This is a genomic window from Butyrivibrio sp. (assembly GCF_017940685.1).
Classification (GTDB): domain Bacteria; phylum Bacillota; class Clostridia; order Lachnospirales; family Lachnospiraceae; genus Butyrivibrio.
On the sequence record NZ_JAGAYD010000281.1, the window covers coordinates 47,213 to 65,526 of the forward strand.

The window sequence follows — 18,314 nt, forward strand, 5'->3', positions numbered from 1 at the left end:
TTTCAAATTGCCACCTGTAATACCAGAAGATGCAACGTTAGCGGTTCAAAAAGACAGACAGAAGGACATTTTTGTCAACCAGAGAAATGAAGACTACCAGGCTAATCTGGATAGATTTACTAATGGTGAAGTTTCTTTTGATGAACACTTTATACGAACTCAGGCAAGAGGCCAGCAGGATTTTTACGGCGAGTATGAACGCAAGTGGAAACAAAAGCCTGATGGTTTTATTGTTGCGCCTCCAATTCAGGTTGAACCAGAGGAAATCAGGCTTAATAACACCAAGCTTTCTTATTGGGACAGAAAAGAGCGAAAAGCGTCTGTAAATGCCAGTTACGATGCCTGGAGCAGGAAGATGGCAGAGTCTTCTGCGTATGATCTTCGGCTGGAGGACACTCTTTCTGAAGAAGAAATAGCAAAAAAACAGGCTAAGCTATGGAAGAAGAATCCTGAAGCAGAACTTAAGCATGAGTATAAGTCTACGTCTTCAACCTTTGATCTTATGAAGAGCACAGCAAAACTTTCTGCCAAGGAGAACGCCAAGAAAACCCTTGTAAATGAGGCGATGGAAGGCAAGGAGGTAAATCCGCTTTTTAAGCAGTATATGAATCATTTTCTTGCTGTTGCACCTCAGCTGGTAGCGCTAGAGACCGAGGGACCCGGGCAGAATGTGCAGATCACTGAGGCGTCGAAGGAAGCATTTAAGGCCTTCATAGAAAGAGCTATGGAAAATCCTGTTGAGGTTTTAAAGGAGGCGGTATCAGATCATCTTTTCTCCTTCAGACAGATCCAGGACAAGCTTCTTGATAAGAAGGCAATGGCGCAGAAATTCGATGAAGTCAAGGAACTGCGAGACAGATTTAAAGCTATCACAGATCTTTTTACCGAAAGAGATGATGAGATGGGAAAAGCTTTTAAAGAACTTAGTGAAAACCAGGAAGAAGCTCCCCATGACAATATCCTTTTTGCAAAAGCCCTGTATCAGAGAATTGACGCTGATATGCGTTTTTGCCTTGAAAACAACAAGATGAAATTCCGCGATAATGGATCACTCGTTGACAGAAGGAAAACTAAAAATCTTCATATTGCTGTTGATGGAAAGCAGTCAGCCAGCCTCTTAAGGGCTGTAAAAGCAAACGCAACACAGGAGCAGCATGATGATGTTGAGAGATACTGGGATCAGAAGTGCAAAAAGCTCCTTATGGATGATAGTTCAAAAGAGACAAAGGCAGATAAGGACTTTGTTGATAACTATCAGATAGCAACTGCCGTTACTGCTATTAAGGATCAAAAGAGAAGTAAGGTTAAAGGCAAAGAAAATACGGGACTCTTTGATGATCTGTGTGATAATGCGGATCAGATTGCCCTTGCTGTGGCACAGATAGACAAAGAACTTGCAAAATCAGAGAACATTTTTCAGCAAAAGGCAGCTGAGTTTAAGGCTCGACCTATGGCCAAGGCTCAGCTTGAAAAGTACCTGCAAAAGAGAAAAATCCAGCAGGTAAATCTTCTTGAGAGGGCAGCAGGAATAATCAATGCCCTTAACTACCTTGCCGGAGCTGAGCAGCTTAAGGCTAATGGCCGCCAGGTTCTTGATGAGAACAGGAAGGTAAAGAGCAAGGTTACTACAGTTACAAGGAATAATACGACTGATGAAGCCTTGGTAAATGAATTTGAACAGGTTGAATTTATCAAAGAGGAGATGTTTGGAAGAAAAGAGATCATGGGGCAACTTTCCCAGAGTGCCTTGACTTTTAAGGACACTAAGAACATGCTCCTTGATAAGTTCAAAGACAAGGTTGACGGAAGGCTAAAGAATCTCCTTGAAAGAGGAAGTGCTGAGCTAAGGGTCAATTACATTACTATGCAAAAAACCAACCTGCTTGAGCTTGATTATGACAGAGTATGCCAGTTACTTGACCAAGTAACCACTGTTGAAGAGTATACTCAGGCTCTAAGATCTAACATCACAGCCAACAATCAAAATGCAGATAAACTGTACGCTAAGCTGAACAATAAAAACCTTGATCAGATGACTGATAAGGAGCTTGAGTATTTCATAAGGGATTATAAAAATCTTCAAAAATCTATTTATGCTGCTAACAAGATGAGGAAGATGAAGCCAGGTATAAGCAACTTTACGCTGGATGTACTCCTTAAGAATAACAGAACAGTGCAGGATGTGGAAAAAGATAAGAAAAATGACCTTATCACAAACTTCAAGTTCAAGATGATAAGCGATATGGTCAATAAGTACCGTTGGGAATATATTACAAATGAAGTACAAGCTGGAAGTTCTGATTCAGAACTGCTTAGTCCCGCTGAAAAAAGTAAGCTGGGTAAATTAAAGACTGAACAGTCAAGACTTTATTACATCAAGTCTCTTGCATTACAGGCAGATAATCTGCACGGCAAACATTTTGGAGAGTTTGATGAAGCTCTTAATAATGATGAAGCTTTGGCAGAACTTCATTCTTCCAGGCATCAAGCTGCTGAGCAGCAAATGCAAGATGGGCTTCATGAAGAGGAATTCGATATCCAAGATGAGTTTAAAGAGTATACCAAGGAGGAGAGAAAGGCACGAAAGAATAAGAAAAACACAGTTCTTGCAAATGATTTTGACGAGAAGACTGAAGAAGAACGTGTAAGGGATCGCGATTACGTACTGAGGAATAAGTATGTAAGGAAGTATGGCAGTGATATTCTTCCATACTTTGAGCAGAAAATGCGAGGAATGCCTAATTATAAGGATAACTGCCTTGGAAAGATCTCCAATGAAGTACAAAGGTTCATACTCTGCGAAAATTTTGGTAACTTTAAGACAGATGAGAAAGCTCTTGATGAGGTGCTGAAAGATTCTGCAAAGACAGAGGAAGAAAAGACATTTTTATCTATTTTTAAAGAAGCTTACAAGAACCTTAGTACAAGCGGCTATGTTGACAATATCATAAATGAGCTCGTTCCTAAAAAAGCTCTTAAAAACGCTGATCTGGACAATATCAATCTGCCTGTGGAGCAGGATAATAAAGATTTCTTGTGGTTAGTAAATCATTTTAATGCAGTTAAGAATATGGATGACGTCAAGGACTTAAAGAAATGGTGGGAGATCAGAAATGATTTCTTCAAGGGCGTATATGGACAAGGCTGCGATAAGACTGTTTACCACAAGGGAAAAGCTCTTTTAGATGCAATGGTGGAAATCTATGACAAGCAGCAGAGCCAGGCGAAGCTCAAGAAAAATGTCGATGGTATCAGCGGATATAAGCCTCAGGTAAAACAGGAGGAACAGGAAAAGACATTTAATCTTAAGGACAACGACAAGGACAATATCTATGAATTTGATCAGCATCAGAAGGGAAGTCATGGATGCTGGGCTGCATCTCATACCTATGTCGTAAATGCCTATATGAAAGTACATAACATTGAAGGAGAGAAGTTTACTCAGAGCACGTTCAAAAATGAAGAAAACTTTATACCTAATGAAACGGCCTTGAAGTATATGGACGACCACAGTGATCAGAATCCGGAATCCATGAGCTTTAATCAGGAAGGTCAAAATATACAGAACTTCCTTGCAAAGGACAAGACAGGTAATCCTTACATTACTGCGGATACTGTCATCAATGCCCTTCCAAAAACAGCTGAGCATCACCTTTTATTTACCAATTTCTATTTAAATGTCCTGGATGAAAAGAAAGAAGAGGTAAAGACCAAGCTCACTGATTACATCATGGACAAGATACAGGGGGAACTTCAAAGGACCAAGACTCCGATATCTCTTTTGAAATCTGGGCACTATCTGTCAGTAGTAGGAGTAGACAGGAGCAAAAAGGAACTCATCACCATGGATTCATTGAAGACTGGTAAAAAGCTTGAAGAGCCCACTATTGTTAAAATTTCCGATCTGATCGAGATAGACAAGTTTGAGCTTGTTTATCCTGAGAACCTTGAAGATGGAAACCTTAAGTACTTAAGCGATAAATTCGGGCTTAAAAAGGATCTATACGACAAGGATGGAAAGATGAACATGAATGATGAGGAAGTTAAAAAGGCTGAAAAGGACAGCCTTGAAAAACCTCAAAACATGCTTCATATAAGCGGAGTAGAGTTTGAAAGAAAGACCAGGGACTTCGATTTTGAGGAAAATTTCGTTTCAGAACAGATCTACATGCCTAAGGATCTCAAACTGAAAAAAGAAGAGACAAAGTAAATTGTATAACTAAGTGCAAGGTGTTATAATATCCGCATGTTATAACACCTTGCAGATTTTTTTGAGGAGGAATTTTAAGGTATGGAGCGTTACAAGGAAGAGTTTATCGAGTTTATGGTGGACAGCAATGTCCTTAAGTTTGGGGAGTTCACACTTAAGAGCGGAAGGAAGTCCCCATTTTTCATGAATGCGGGAGCCTATGTTACAGGTACTCAGCTTAAAAAGCTTGGAAGCTACTATGCAAGAGCTATCCACGACACTTTCGGTCTTGAGTTTGATGTGCTTTTTGGACCTGCATACAAGGGCATTCCTCTTTCAGTAGTTACTTCAGTTGCAATAAGCGAGCTCTACGGAAGAGAGATCAGATACTGCTCTAACAGAAAAGAGATAAAGGACCACGGCGACAAGGGAATCCTTCTTGGAAGTAAGCTCCGTGACGGAGACAGAGTTCTTATCATCGAGGATGTTACCACTTCCGGCAAGTCAATCGAAGAGACAGTGCCTATCATCCAGGAACAGGCTGACTGCGATATCGTTGGACTTATGGTTTCTTTGAACAGACAGGAAAAGGGCCAGAATTCAGATATGAGCGCCCTTGATGAGATCAAGGAAAGATATGGTTTTTCAGCTCATTCGATCGTAACTATGGACGATGTTGTTTCATACCTTTATAACAGGCCAATTGATGGTGAAGTTCTTTTAACTCCAGACATCAAGAAGTCAATTGACGCTTACTACGCTGAGTACGGCGCCAAGGCATAATATATTTTGGAGGGGTTAATAATGGAAGAGCGTACATACAAGGTTCTTGGCGGAACCGGTGCTTTAAACTTAACATTTGGAGTCATCTCTATTGTAGTTGGACTTACAGCAGGGATACTTCTTATCATCAGCGGAGCCAAGCTTCTTGGCAGCAGAAGGAACGTAATTATCTGATTCTATGAAAAAGATTCGCATCAAAAAGTTTGAACCGGTCAGAGACCGATATATGTTTACTGACAACAGACATCCTGAGAAGGGCGTAATGAGCGCCATCTTAGGATGCATATCAGTGACTGCACTTATAGCCGCTGTCGTTTTTACTTACAACGACGGCGGGCAGGCACAGCTTAGATACGCCGCAGCAGCTATGGTTGCGGCCATTTTTTCTGTTGCGGGACTTGTTCTTGGGATTATGTCCAGAATGGAGAAGGACATATTTAAGCTGTTCCCAAACCTTGGAATAGTGCTAAACTCACTTTCCATTGCATTTATCATATTTATTTTAGTGTTAGGACTTAGTTGATCATGAATAATGAAGAACTTATTTTTGAATTTGAAAGTGGAGAAGATGTAGTTAGTGAGAGACTTGAGCTGGCGGCAGACAGGATAAAAGCCATGCAGGACGAGTCTCTTTCTAATGATAGGTTCGATGACTATTTTAAAAAGGTGTCAGCCTTTACCAATATGGTCATTGATACTTACAAGTGGGTGCTTGATGGCGGCCCTGACAAGGACTCTTTAAATGAGCTTCAAAAGAGAAACAGGATGCTCTTTGAGGACATCCTTCCAGACAACTATGGGAAGAGCTATGGAAATCCGGATGTGGCAGTAGAGAAGCTCTCAAAAGATTATGGACAACTCCTTTCAGCTCTTTATTTTGAACTCAGGTCCATGATCGGATATGCATTTGAGGGCAAGAAGGAAGAGCTTGTAATCCGCATAGAGCTCTTTTTAGAGATCTACGCAGTGTTCGCGGATGCAGATAAAAACGGCGCTTTGCCAAAGGCTGAGGACATTAAAAAGATCATGTACTGGTTCTACAGCGATTATGCTGAAGAAGAGAGAATGGCAAGATTTGGAAGTATTGTTGATCCAGGCAACTCATTTTTCAGGGACATAATTATTGGCAGCGACCTTACAGATGTCCGTTATCTCTACAAGTTTGGCGAGTATATTACAGATAATGAGCTTGAAACCGCAAGGCATCTTGCTTCTCTTTCGAAGGATGAGATAGACAAGATGGCCACCACTTTTACAGAGGGCTACCGCATCGGCTTTGAGATGACAGGCAAGGACATCAACATCAAGAAGACTGCCTCCATCATCTACAACCTGGGCTTTGAGCTTATTGTGAAAAAAGCTATCGAAAACCTGAAGGCCATTGACCTTGATGCCACCATCTACAGATCAATAACAAGTACCTTCTATATGGGAGGAAGCGGTTCAAGAAATGCCTGCACTGGCGCAGTTCCAAACAAGCAGTTTGACTACGATCACAAGGATGATGAGGGTCTGTTCCTTGACAGCCAGCTTATAAACAGAAGGCTCGAGGCCATAAGGGCAGCAGGAGAAAAGTACAAGGATAAGGCAAGAGTCTTTGGAGGCCCTGCAGTAATAGAGGTGTTTGGTGAAACTCCTTTTTCACCAGTGCCCAAGGAAAATGCAGTTCATCTTAGCCCTTCTCAAAAGAAGATGGTAAGCGAATACAAGATCCAGGCTTCTCTTATCCAGAATGAATATATTATAGGAAAAGAGAGAAGCTTTACCATTATCTCTTTCCCAATCCCGGAGATCGGCGATAATTTCAAGACCATATTTGATGAGATAGTAAGGATCAACACTTTAGATTACAAGTTATATCAGACTATTCAGCAGAAACTTGTGGATGCACTGGATGAAGCTGAATATGTGCTGGTTAAGGGAATGGGCGACAATCATACTGATATGAAGGTATGCTTACGAAAACTCCAGGATAAGTCCAGGGAGACCAACTTCGAAAACTGCGTGGCAGATGTAAATATCCCTGTTGGAGAGGTGTTCACATCTCCAAGGCTCACAGGTACAGAGGGCGTTCTTCATGTGACCGGAGTTTATCTTGAGGGACTTTTCTTTAAGAATCTTGAGATCCGCTTCAAAGATGGCTGCACAACAACATACACCTGCAGCAATTTTGAAGATGAAGCGGAAAATAAAAAGTATATCGAGGATAACATCCTGTTTAACCACAAGATGCTGCCTATAGGAGAGTTTGCAATAGGAACCAACACACTGGCTTATGTCATTGCAAGGAAGTATGGAATAGAAGAAAAGCTTCCGATCCTCATTGCAGAAAAGACAGGACCACACTTTGCTGTTGGCGATACCTGCTACTCCTATGAGGAGGACAATGTGACCTATAACCCTGATGGCAAGGCTATTGTGGCAAGAGAGAATGAGATTTCCTGTAAGAGAAAAGAAAACCCGAAGGAAGCTTACTTTAGCTGCCACACTGACATCACAATTCCCTATGATGAACTTGGAGAAATAAGGGCAGTCAGAGAGGATGGAAGCAGCGTAGTCATCATAGATAAAGGGCGCTTCGTTCTTCCTGGAACAGAGGAACTTAACAAGCCACTTGATGGCGAGTTTTAAATGTTAAATTTTTTGTAAATAATCTAGCACAATATTTAGTATTATGGTATGATATGACCGACTAAATATTGAAATTATCAGCACAAGGCTTTTATAGGAGGCACAATGGCACAGGTTGGAATAGTAATGGGAAGCGATTCAGATATGCCAGTTATGAGCAAGGCTGCAGATATTTTGGAGCAGCTTGGCATATCCTATGAGATGAGGATCATCTCAGCACACAGAGAGCCGGATGAGTTCTTTGAATATGCGAAAACAGCAGAGGATAAAGGCTTTAAGGTTATCATAGCAGGAGCTGGTATGGCAGCACACCTTCCTGGTATGTGCGCAGCTATTTTCCCAATGCCGGTCATCGGTATTCCAATGCACACAACTTCCCTTGGAGGAAGAGATTCTTTATACAGCATAGTGCAGATGCCTTCAGGTATTCCTGTGGCAACAGTGGCTATTAACGGAGGCGCAAATGCAGGCCTTCTTGCTGCCAAGATCCTGGCAACATCAGATCCTGAGCTTCTTAAAAAGCTCAAGGACTACAGCGCATCACTTAAGGATCAGGTAGTGGCCAAGGATAAGAAACTTCAGGAAGTTGGCTATAAAAATTACAATTAAATATAGAAACATATCATTACAAACGTAGTAAGGAAAGGGAGAGCACATGGCACTGGATTACAAAAAGGCGGGAGTTGATATCGAGGCAGGCTACAAGTCTGTTGAACTTATTAAGGGATATGTTAAAGAGACGATGAGACCTGAAGTACTTGGAGGTCTTGGCGGCTTCTCCGGAGCATTTTCCATGAAGGATATTAAGAACATGGAGGACCCGGTTCTTTTATCCGGAACAGACGGCGTAGGAACCAAGATCAAGCTGGCATTTCTTTTAGATAAGCACGACACCATCGGAATTGATGCTGTGGCAATGTGTGTGAATGATGTGGCATGTGCAGGCGGAGAACCTTTATTTTTCCTGGATTATATAGCATGTGGCAAGAACTATCCTGAGAAGATAGCTGCCATTGTAAAGGGAGTTGCTGAAGGCTGCAAGCAGTCTGATTGTGCACTTATAGGCGGCGAAACTGCTGAGCATCCAGGGCTTATGCCTGAGGATGAGTACGACGTAGCAGGATTTACTGTTGGCGTTGTAGACAGAAAAGACATGATCGATGGCTCTACCATTAAGGACGGAGACGTTCTTATCGGTGTTGCAAGTAGCGGCGTTCATTCAAATGGCTTTTCACTTGTAAGAAAGGTCTTTGATATGACAAAAGAGAGCCTTGAAACTTACTACGATGAACTTGGAATGACTCTTGGTGAGTGTCTTCTTACACCAACCAGGATTTATGTACATATGATGAAGTCCCTTAAGAATGCAGGGGTTAAGGTTAAGGGCTGCAGCCATATCACAGGCGGCGGTTTTTACGAGAACATCCCAAGGATGCTTCCAGACGGGATCAAGGCAGTTGTTGAAAAGAATAGCTACGACATCCCACCAATCTTTAAGCTCATGCAGAAAAAGGGCCAGATTGAGGAACAGATGATGTACAACACCTACAATATGGGACTTGGAATGGTTCTTGCTGTTGATCCTGCAGACGTAGATACAGCACTTAAGGCTATCGAGGCAGCAGGCGACAAGGCATGGGTAGTTGGAAAGGCAGCTAGCGGCGAAAAGGGTGTAGAATTACTGTAATGATGTATATGCAGCCCGAATCACATGCTGATGAGGGCGTGAGAAAATGATACGAATGTGAGCCTGCTCCTTTGCCAAAGGCAACTTTAATGAGCAGGCGATCAGGTTTGCGAAGGAACAGAGCAAAATGAAGATAGCTGTACTTGTGTCTGGAGGCGGAACCAATCTTCAGGCCATAATAGATGGAATAAATAATGGAACTATCACTAATACAGAGATTTGCCTTGTGTATTCCAATAACCCTGGAGCATACGCTCTTGAGAGAGCTAAAAAGGCTGGAATACCAAGCGTTTGCAAGTCACCCAAGGACTATGAGACAAGGGATGCTTTCAACGAAGCTCTTTTACAGACCCTTGTGGATGCAGATCCTGACCTCATCGTTTTAGCTGGATGTCTTGTGGTTATTCCAGAGAGCGTAGTTAAGAGATTTCAGGGAAGGATCATCAATATCCATCCATCTCTTATCCCATCATTTTGCGGAACGGGATTTTACGGACTTAAAGTACACGAGAAGGCTCTTGAAAGAGGCGTAAGGGTTTCTGGCGCCACTGTTCATTTTGTTGATGAGGGCACAGACACAGGTCCTATCATCTTACAGAAGCCTGTAATGATAAGAGATGATGACACAGCGAAAACTCTTCAGCAGCGCATTATGGAGCAGGCTGAGTGGAAGATACTTCCAATGGCTATTGATCTTATTGCTAACGGCAAGGTAAGTATTACAGATGGTCATGTAGTGATTGATGGTTATGATGACAAGGTTCTCTCAGAACTATAAATGGGGATAATAGAGGAAAGAGGCTAGGTATGAAAGTTTTGATCGTTGGTGGAGGCGGAAGAGAGCATGCAATTGCTGAAGCCGTATCCAGGAGTAAGCAGGTAGACAAGATTTACTGTGCGCCGGGTAATGGCGGAATTGCGGAGCTTGCTGAGTGCGTTCCGATAACTCCAATGGAGTTTGATAAACTTGTTGCTTTTGCAAAAGAAAACAAGATTGACCTTACAATCGTTGGCATGGACGATCCACTGGTTGGAGGAATCGTTGATGCATTTGAGGCTGAGGGCCTTAGGGTATTTGGACCAAGAAAGAACGCAGCTATCCTTGAGGGAAGCAAAGCTTTTTCCAAGGACCTTATGAAAAAGTATGGTATTCCTACAGCTGCCTATGAGACCTTTGATGATCCTGCAAAGGCTCTTTCATATCTTGAAAATGCCAAGTTCCCAATTGTCTTAAAGGCAGATGGACTGGCTCTTGGAAAGGGCGTTCTTATCTGTAACGACCTTGAAGAAGCAAAGGCCGGTGTAAAAGAGATCATGGAAGATAAGAAGTTTGGCTCAGCAGGTAACCACATGGTTATTGAAGAGTTCATGACAGGCCGTGAAGTTTCAGTTCTTTCTTTTGTTGATGGTAAGACCTACAAGCTTATGAGTAGCGCGCAGGACCACAAGAGAGCTGGCGATGGAGATACAGGACTTAACACTGGCGGAATGGGTAATTTTTCACCAAGTCCTTTCTATACAGAGGAAGTAGATAAGTTCTGCAGAGAACATATCTATGGCAAGACTGTTGAGGCTATGGCCAAGGAAGGCAGGGAGTTTAAGGGAGTTATCTTCTTTGGACTTATGCTTACTGAGGATGGCCCTAAGGTACTTGAGTACAATGCAAGATTTGGAGATCCTGAAGCTCAGGTGGTGCTTCCAAGACTTAAAACTGATATAATCGATGTTTGTAATGCATGCATAGATGGAACACTTGGTAGTCTTGATCTTGACTTTGAGGATAAGGCTGCAGTGTGCGTTGTCCTTGCAAGTGATGGATATCCACTTAGCTATGAGAAGGGCAAGCTCATAAGAGGACTTGAAAACTTTAAGGGCAAGGAAGGCTATTATTGTTTCCATGCTGGCACCAAGGCTACTCCTGAAGGAATAGTGACAAATGGTGGCAGAGTACTTGGCATAACAGCTAAAGGTGACACTCTGAAAGAGGCCCGTGCAAAAGCATATGAGGCTACAGAGTGGGTAGACTTTGATAATAAATACATGCGCCATGATATTGGTAAGGCGATCGATGAAACGGAGGAGTAAGGTATGAAAAATCTAAGAAAGAGAGTATTGTCACTTGGGCTGTCAGTTATAGTTTCAGCAGCCGTTTTCGTATCAGCAGGCCTCTCAGCTTATGCTTATACTGAGACTACTGGTACTGTCAGTCAGGATAATGTAAAGGTACGTGAATCTGCCAGCACAACTTCCGCTCAGGTATCAAGCCTCAAAAAAGGCAATACAATTGAAATTGTGGATGAGGCTACAGATGCTTCAGGATATGTATGGTACAAGATCCGTGTAAATAAGAGCGAGTATGGATATGTAAGAAGTGATCTTGTTTCCAAGGCAGGTGGATCTTCTTCATCATCTTCATCAACAACATCTAATGAATCTCAGTCTAATGCAGCTGCAGCAGAGCAGCTTCCAGCAACTACTGCAACAGCTGTTGATGCTAAGAGCGCTACCATTACAGAAGAGAGCGTCAATGTTCGTGAGGGTGCAGGCACCAAGTACAATTCAGTCGGTAAAGTTACTAAGGGTGATACAGTTACAATTACTGGTGAAGCCACTGGAACAGACAATAAGACCTGGTATCAGGTTACATTTGGTAGCAGCAACAAGACAGGATATGTAAGAAGCGACCTTTTACAGGTAAGTGAAGCAGCCCCTGAGGAAACTACAGAAGGCGGCGAGGGCGCTGAGGGAGCAGAAGGAGAAGGTGAAGCTACTGAGACTCCAGAAGAGAGCGAAGCTTCAGAAGAGGAAAATAATGACCCTGCAGTAACAAGTGAAGCTGGTGACGGCCACTACTCACTGGTTTATCTTACAGATGATGAGAGCGGAGAACCTATCTGGTATCTCTATGACAACATAGAAGGCTACAGAGTTAAGGTCAATGAACTTATTGACGCAGCTAAGTCAAGTGATGAGGTCAACAAGCTTGTTAAGACTAACAACAACTACAAGACAATCCTTATAATCCTTGCTGTAGTTATAGCAGCACTGGTTATCGGACTTATAATAATGGCTCTTAAGCTCAGGGATTCTCTGTACTATGAAGATGAAGAGGATGAGCAGGAATATGACCGCTATGCTCAGCAGAGAAGAAGGGCAAGACCTGACGACGATGAAGAAGAGGATGAGCGTCCTCAGAGACGCGTAAGACCTTCTGATGAAAGAACTGTAAGACCAAACCGTGATGAGGATCCAAGGGCCGCAAGGGCAACCAGACAGCCAAGAAGAGATGAGGATGCTGAGGATAGGCCTGTTAGACCAAGAAGACCAGTAAGCGCTTCTGATGATGAACAGCGCCAGGCAAGACCATCAAGACCTGTAAGAAGGGATGATGAGGACAGACCAGTAAGACCAAGAAGACCTGAGGGCGATGCTGATGGCAGAAGAAGCTATCGCGATGCTGATGCTGAGGCTCCTGTCAAGGAAACTCCAAAGCGCAGAGCCAAGAACTTCATCGGGGATGAGGATGATTTTGAGTTCGAATTCCTTGATCTTGATGATGATAAATAATTGAATTTATAGACAACGCTTTTTATCCGAAAATTTTTCGAAAAGGCGTTGTCTTTTTTATAAAAATTCAGAAAGTCTTAATAAAGGGCGCGGTACAAGCCCTTTTGCCTATGATATACTTTTTACAAGAAAAAGTTTTGCCATTAGTGTCAGAAGTTCGTATAAATAATCAGATACAGATATATGAATTCCGAGGAGGTAACGATCATGGGAGATAAGAAGGATAATACTTTATTAAATGAGCAGGCTCTTTCAGAGGATGAGCTTAATGAGGTAACTGCAGGTTTCAATTTTTCCAGCATATATAGTTTTTTAGGTTCTTTGTTTAAAACAAAATCTGTACAAACATCTTCAGAAAGGGCAGGACTTACAAGACCGGATCCTAGTGACTGATCCAAAGGGCGCGGAGGATTTGATTGTAGATAATAATTCTTTGTGCGAGGTATAATGACTATGGAATTATTTAAAAAAAATGAAAACGAAAAAAAGAATAGGAATGAAAAGTTTCTTGATCTGAATACAGAAAAAACACTGTCTGATGAAGATCTTGATAAAGTAGCCGGAGGCTTTGGTGAAATTAAAGCTGGACTGACAAGACCTAAGAAATAATGTTAATAGTTTTTATTTAAGCCTATACATTCTTACTTACAACGGGGGACCTACATATGCCCAGAAAAAGGTCACTGAAACAAAAGGTCTTTTTGACCATACTTGCTGTGTCAATCCTTTTGTTTCTGGCTGTTAATGGGGTTAACTTCACATTAAACTGCATGGATACCATGCAAAGTTACAAGAGAGAATCTGCATCTGATCTTAAGTTTGCAGTATCTCTTATTGACGTTGATTATCTTGAGAAGATATACGCAGAAGTCAGAGATGTGTATGAGAATACTCCGGATGAAATAAAGGGAGATCCTTTTTCGGAGGACTACAAAGCACTTCTTGAAAAGTACATTGATGATGATTTCTGGAAAGCAAGAGAAGTTCTGGTAAAGTGCAAGGAACAGACTGGGCTTGACAGCGTCAGCCTTCTTATGATGGATGAAGAAAAAGAGGCTGTAGTTTTCGTGATCGATGGCTATGAACTAAGCGGAGCTTACTATCCGGGACAATGGCTGTCGCAAGAGATTACAGATATAGACACTCCCGATCAGATAAGGGAAATAGTTGATTCAGATATCAAGATGTTTTTTGATCGCGGTGATCTCAATGGCTGGATAGCTACAAACTACGTGGAGGTCCGTGACAGCAACGGTGATCTTCTTGGATATGCTTCCGGCGATATAAATATCACTGACTTCGTTGGAAGAATGGAGAGAAGTCTTGTTATCTATTTCCTGAATCTTATAGTTCTTATTCTTATCATGGTGATGCTGATATCAAGATCTCTTGAAAAGAAAGTCATCGAGCCGGTCAATAAGCTGGCTAAAACGGCCCAGGATTACACAAAGAGAGATAAGGCAGTTGAGGAAGAAGAACAGGTAAAAGAGTACTTCAGCGAACTTGGCTTAAGTACCGGGGATGAGATCGAAACATTGTGGGAAAGCCTTTCCGACATGGAAAAGGATATGAATGACACAATGCGCAGGATCAGGGAAATGGCTGCCGAAAAGGAAAAGGTGGAAGCAGAGCTTGGGGTTGCCACCAAGATCCAGGCGGGTATGCTCCCCAAGAAGTTCCCGGCATTTCCAGGCAGAAACGAGTTTGAAGTTTATGCATCCATGGATCCTGCCAAGGAAGTTGGTGGAGATCTGTACGATTTCTTTTTAATTGATGATGATCATCTTTGTCTTGTAGTAGGCGACGTGTCAGGTAAAGGCGTTCCGGCATCTCTTTTCATGGTAGTAGCAATTACTGCGATAAGGAATATTGCCCGCACTGTAAAGAATATTCCTGAGATAATGCAAAGAGTCAATTATCAGATGTGCAAGAACAACGAGGAATCTTTGTTTGTTACTGTATGGCTAGGGATTTACTGTATCTCTGAAAAGAAGCTGCGGTTCTCCAACGCAGGTCACGAGTATCCGGCAATCTACAGGGCATCCAAGAATTGCTACGAACTATATGATACTGAACATGATATCCCCATGGGAATCATGGAAGATATCGATTTTTCAGAAGATGAGATCACCCTTGAAAAGGGCGACAAGTTATTTGTTTACACTGACGGCGTTCCAGAAGCTACAAGAGGTGATGATGCTCTCTATGATACAGAGAGGATGCTTAAGTGCCTGAATGATAATGCTGACAAGGACGGCAAGGGAACTTTAGATGCCATGACAGAATCTGTAAATGAATTCATAGAAGGTGCGCCGCAGTTTGACGATCTTACAATGCTCTACTTTGAAGTGAAACAATAAGCACAGGATGCTTATCAAGGAGGATAACAAATATGGCAGAAAACAAAAAGAATTTAAATGAAAATGCTCTTAACGAGAATGATCTTGAAAACGTATCTGGCGGAGTAGCTGACTGGAGAAACCAGCAGACCAGAGCTGCTGACAGAGACAGAGCCGGAAGAGTATCCATGTCCAAGAATACTAAGAATGGAGTGCAGTCCAAGAATATCAAAAACACCAAAAATCCAATGTAAATCGGTTTCAAACAAAGAGAGCGGCCTACTAGCCGCTCTTTTTTCATGACATAAGCCACGGGGACGGTTCTTTTGGCTGGAAGCCATGGGGACGGTCCCCGTGGCATAGCAACAGAACCGTCCCCGTGGCTTGTCCGCCTGGATTTGAAAAAACTGTATCATATGTTATACTAAATATATCACAAACTTTGGATCAAGGAGGTGCATATGATCATTGAAATAGATTTTAACAGTGATGAAGCTATTTATGTGCAGCTGTGCAATCAGATCATACTTGGGATAGCCACCTCACAGTTCAGGGAGGGAGAACAGCTTCCAAGTGTAAGACAACTGGCAGAGACCATTGGCATCAATATGCACACTGTCAATAAAGCCTATTCTATTTTGCAGCAGGATGGCTTTGTTAAGATCGACAGGAGAAGGGGCGCTATCATAGCGATAGACATTGACAAGCTTAGAGCCCTTAATGAGGCTAAGAGCGAACTTGCAGTGGTTCTTGCAAGAGCCATGTGCAAGGGCATTGGAAGAGATGATATTCACACGCTGGTGGATCAGATTTATGACCACTATGAGGGATAGCGAACAGTTTACAGGCATAGATATTTCTTTTGACAGAAAGAAGAGGAGTAAAAATGGATTCTAAGTTTACGGTTATGGCAAACGAAGCTCTTAAGCTTGCCAAGAAGACAGCAAGAACCTTAAAGCTCAACTACGTAGGTACTGAGCACATACTTATGGGTCTTATCTTAGAGGACGGATGCGTTGCATCAAGGATCCTTATCGATAACGGTATCGATGAGAACCGCATGATGGAGATGATAAGGGATCTTATCGTTCCAGACAGCAACGTAAGGACCCTTGATAGGGACGGCTTTTCACCAAGGGCTGAGAAGGTCCTTGAGGAAGCTCACAAGATTGCTGAGAGGTTCCATGCTGACAAGACAGGAACAGAGCATATTTTGCTTGCGCTTATCAAAGAGGGAGAAAACGTTGCAGTTAGGCTCATCAGCACCATGAATGTGCCTGCCCAGAAGATCTACGCTGAGACTCTGGCGGCCATGGGAGAGGACCCTAATCTTGTTAAAGAGGACCTGGGGAAAAAGAGCGCTGCACCTGGAAAAACAGGCAAGAAGCCTTCAATTCTTGCACAGTACAGCAGGGATATGACAGCTCTTGCTCAGGAAGGCAAGCTTGATCCGGTCATTGGAAGAGAGCGGGAGATAAAGAGGGTTATTCAGATCCTTTCAAGAAGGACCAAGAACAATCCATGTCTTATTGGTGAGCCAGGTGTCGGCAAGACCGCTGTAGTAGAGGGCCTAGCCCAGAGGATAGCTTCTGGAGATGTTCCTCTTACAGTTCAGAACAAGCGCCTTATGACACTGGATCTTTCAGGAATGATCGCTGGTTCCAAGTACAGAGGTGAATTTGAGGAGAGAATCAAGAAGGTCATCAAGGAAGTTGCTGATGATGGCAATATCATTTTGTTTGTTGATGAGATGCACACCCTTATTGGCGCTGGTGGCGCAGAGGGCGCTATTGATGCATCCAACATCTTAAAGCCATCTCTTGCCCGCGGCGAGATCCAGATGATCGGAGCAACAACCATCAGCGAGTACCGCAAGTATGTGGAAAAAGACGCTGCCCTTGAGAGACGTTTCCAGCCAGTTAATGTGGATGAGCCAACCAAGGAAGAGGCTACAGATATCCTTAAGGGAATCGTAAGTAAGTACGAGGAACACCACAAGGTTACTGTAACTCCAGAGGCAATCAAGGCTGCAGTTGACCTTTCAGAGAGATATATCAATGACAGAAATCTTCCGGACAAGGCCATCGATCTTATCGATGAGGCGGCTTCTGCCGTAAGGCTCCGCACCATGGGCGTTTCACCCAAGGTAAAAGAGATGGAAAAGCTGGTGGCAGATCTTGATAAGCAGATAGAGGATGCCCTTAAGAACTCCAACTTCAATGAAGCTGGTCTTCTTAATAAAGAGCAGACCGCGCTTATGGCAAAGCTATCAAGAGTTAAGAATGCTGAGGCCAGAAAACAGAAGTCATCAGGCTATATAGTAGATGAAAACGACATAGCAGAGGTTGTGGCTGAGTGGACCAGGATCCCAGTTAAGAAGATAGCAGAGAAGGAGTCAGAAAAGCTCCTTAAGCTTGAGTCCGTGCTCCACAAGAGAGTCATTGGCCAGGAGGATGCGGTCAAGGCTGTTTCCAAGGCCATCAGGAGAGGAAGAGTAGGTCTTCAGGATCCAAACAGACCTATAGGATCATTTCTTTTCCTGGGACCTACTGGTGTAGGTAAGACTGAGCTAAGTAAGGCCCTGGCAGAAGCTATGTTTGGAGATGAAAATGCTCTTATAAGAGTCGACATGTCCGAGTATATGGAAGGTCATTCGGTATCCAAGATGATCGGATCACCTCCAGGATATGTGGGATATGATGAAGGTGGACAGCTCTCAGAGAAGGTAAGACGCCATCCATATTCTGTTATCTTGTTTGATGAGATTGAAAAGGCACATCCTGACATCTTTAACGTGCTCCTTCAGGTCCTTGATGACGGACACATAACAGATGCAAAGGGCAGGAAGGTAAGCTTTAAGAATACTATCCTCATTATGACAAGTAACGTAGGTGCACAGAGGATCGTTGATCCTAAAAAACTGGGATTTGGTGCAGGGGCTGATGCAAAGCGTGACTATGAGGATATGAAGAGTGGCGTTATGGACGAGGTTAAAAAGCTCTTCAAGCCTGAGTTCATCAACCGAATTGACGAGATCATGGTATTCCATACTCTCAATGAAAAAGAGATGATGGATATTGTGACACTTCTTTCTCAGAACCTCTCAAAGAGATGCAAG

16 protein-coding genes are annotated in these 18,314 nt (G+C 42.8%); all 16 read left to right on the plus strand.

Annotated features, from left to right (window positions below; all coding sequences use genetic code 11):
• Positions 1 to 7 precede the first annotated feature (7 nt).
• Entirely contained in the window at positions 8 to 4,210 is a 4,203-nt protein-coding gene (locus J6I68_RS17190) for a hypothetical protein (protein WP_292222104.1), read from the plus strand.
• An 81-nt stretch (positions 4,211 to 4,291) separates the two neighbouring features.
• Positions 4,292 to 4,972 (plus strand): orotate phosphoribosyltransferase, encoded by a 681-nt coding sequence (gene pyrE, locus J6I68_RS17195; protein WP_292222106.1) that lies wholly within the window; start codon positions 4,292 to 4,294, stop codon positions 4,970 to 4,972.
• Between the two features lie 21 nt (positions 4,973 to 4,993).
• Entirely contained in the window at positions 4,994 to 5,146 is a 153-nt protein-coding gene (locus J6I68_RS17200; RefSeq protein ID WP_292222107.1) for a hypothetical protein, read from the plus strand.
• Positions 5,147 to 5,198: 52 nt separating this feature from the next.
• Positions 5,199 to 5,495 (plus strand): DUF6142 family protein, encoded by a 297-nt coding sequence (locus tag J6I68_RS17205; protein WP_292222108.1) that lies wholly within the window; start codon positions 5,199 to 5,201, stop codon positions 5,493 to 5,495.
• 2 nt (positions 5,496 to 5,497) lie between these two features.
• On the plus strand, positions 5,498 to 7,603 hold the full coding sequence (locus tag J6I68_RS17210; RefSeq protein WP_292222110.1) for an aminopeptidase: 2,106 nt from the start codon (positions 5,498 to 5,500) through the stop codon (positions 7,601 to 7,603).
• A gap of 105 nt (positions 7,604 to 7,708) precedes the next feature.
• Positions 7,709 to 8,212, plus strand: a complete 504-nt coding sequence (gene purE / locus J6I68_RS17215; protein WP_292222112.1) for a 5-(carboxyamino)imidazole ribonucleotide mutase — start codon at positions 7,709 to 7,711, stop codon at positions 8,210 to 8,212.
• 52 nt (positions 8,213 to 8,264) lie between these two features.
• Positions 8,265 to 9,290 carry a phosphoribosylformylglycinamidine cyclo-ligase gene (gene purM, locus J6I68_RS17220; RefSeq protein WP_292222126.1) on the plus strand — a complete coding sequence of 342 codons (1,026 nt, stop codon included), beginning with the start codon at positions 8,265 to 8,267 and terminating at the stop codon, positions 9,288 to 9,290.
• A 127-nt stretch (positions 9,291 to 9,417) separates the two neighbouring features.
• Positions 9,418 to 10,068 (plus strand): phosphoribosylglycinamide formyltransferase, encoded by a 651-nt coding sequence (gene purN / locus J6I68_RS17225; RefSeq protein ID WP_292222114.1) that lies wholly within the window; start codon positions 9,418 to 9,420, stop codon positions 10,066 to 10,068.
• 29 nt (positions 10,069 to 10,097) lie between these two features.
• On the plus strand, positions 10,098 to 11,375 hold the full coding sequence (gene purD, locus J6I68_RS17230; protein ID WP_292222115.1) for a phosphoribosylamine--glycine ligase: 1,278 nt from the start codon (positions 10,098 to 10,100) through the stop codon (positions 11,373 to 11,375).
• 3 nt (positions 11,376 to 11,378) lie between these two features.
• Positions 11,379 to 12,857, plus strand: a complete 1,479-nt coding sequence (locus J6I68_RS17235; protein WP_292222116.1) for an SH3 domain-containing protein — start codon at positions 11,379 to 11,381, stop codon at positions 12,855 to 12,857.
• Between the two features lie 207 nt (positions 12,858 to 13,064).
• Positions 13,065 to 13,250, plus strand: a complete 186-nt coding sequence (locus J6I68_RS17240; RefSeq protein WP_292222117.1) for a hypothetical protein — start codon at positions 13,065 to 13,067, stop codon at positions 13,248 to 13,250.
• 60 nt (positions 13,251 to 13,310) lie between these two features.
• A complete protein-coding gene (locus J6I68_RS17245; protein ID WP_292222118.1) occupies positions 13,311 to 13,466 on the plus strand; it encodes a hypothetical protein in 156 nt (51 codons plus the stop codon).
• Between the two features lie 56 nt (positions 13,467 to 13,522).
• Positions 13,523 to 15,217 (plus strand): PP2C family protein-serine/threonine phosphatase, encoded by a 1,695-nt coding sequence (locus J6I68_RS17250; RefSeq protein ID WP_292222119.1) that lies wholly within the window; start codon positions 13,523 to 13,525, stop codon positions 15,215 to 15,217.
• A gap of 32 nt (positions 15,218 to 15,249) precedes the next feature.
• Entirely contained in the window at positions 15,250 to 15,450 is a 201-nt protein-coding gene (locus J6I68_RS17255) for a hypothetical protein (protein ID WP_292222121.1), read from the plus strand.
• Between the two features lie 207 nt (positions 15,451 to 15,657).
• A complete protein-coding gene (locus J6I68_RS17260; RefSeq protein WP_292222122.1) occupies positions 15,658 to 16,029 on the plus strand; it encodes a GntR family transcriptional regulator in 372 nt (123 codons plus the stop codon).
• A gap of 53 nt (positions 16,030 to 16,082) precedes the next feature.
• The coding region (locus J6I68_RS17265; RefSeq protein ID WP_292222124.1) for an ATP-dependent Clp protease ATP-binding subunit at positions 16,083 to 18,314 on the plus strand (2,232 nt) is incomplete at its 3' end.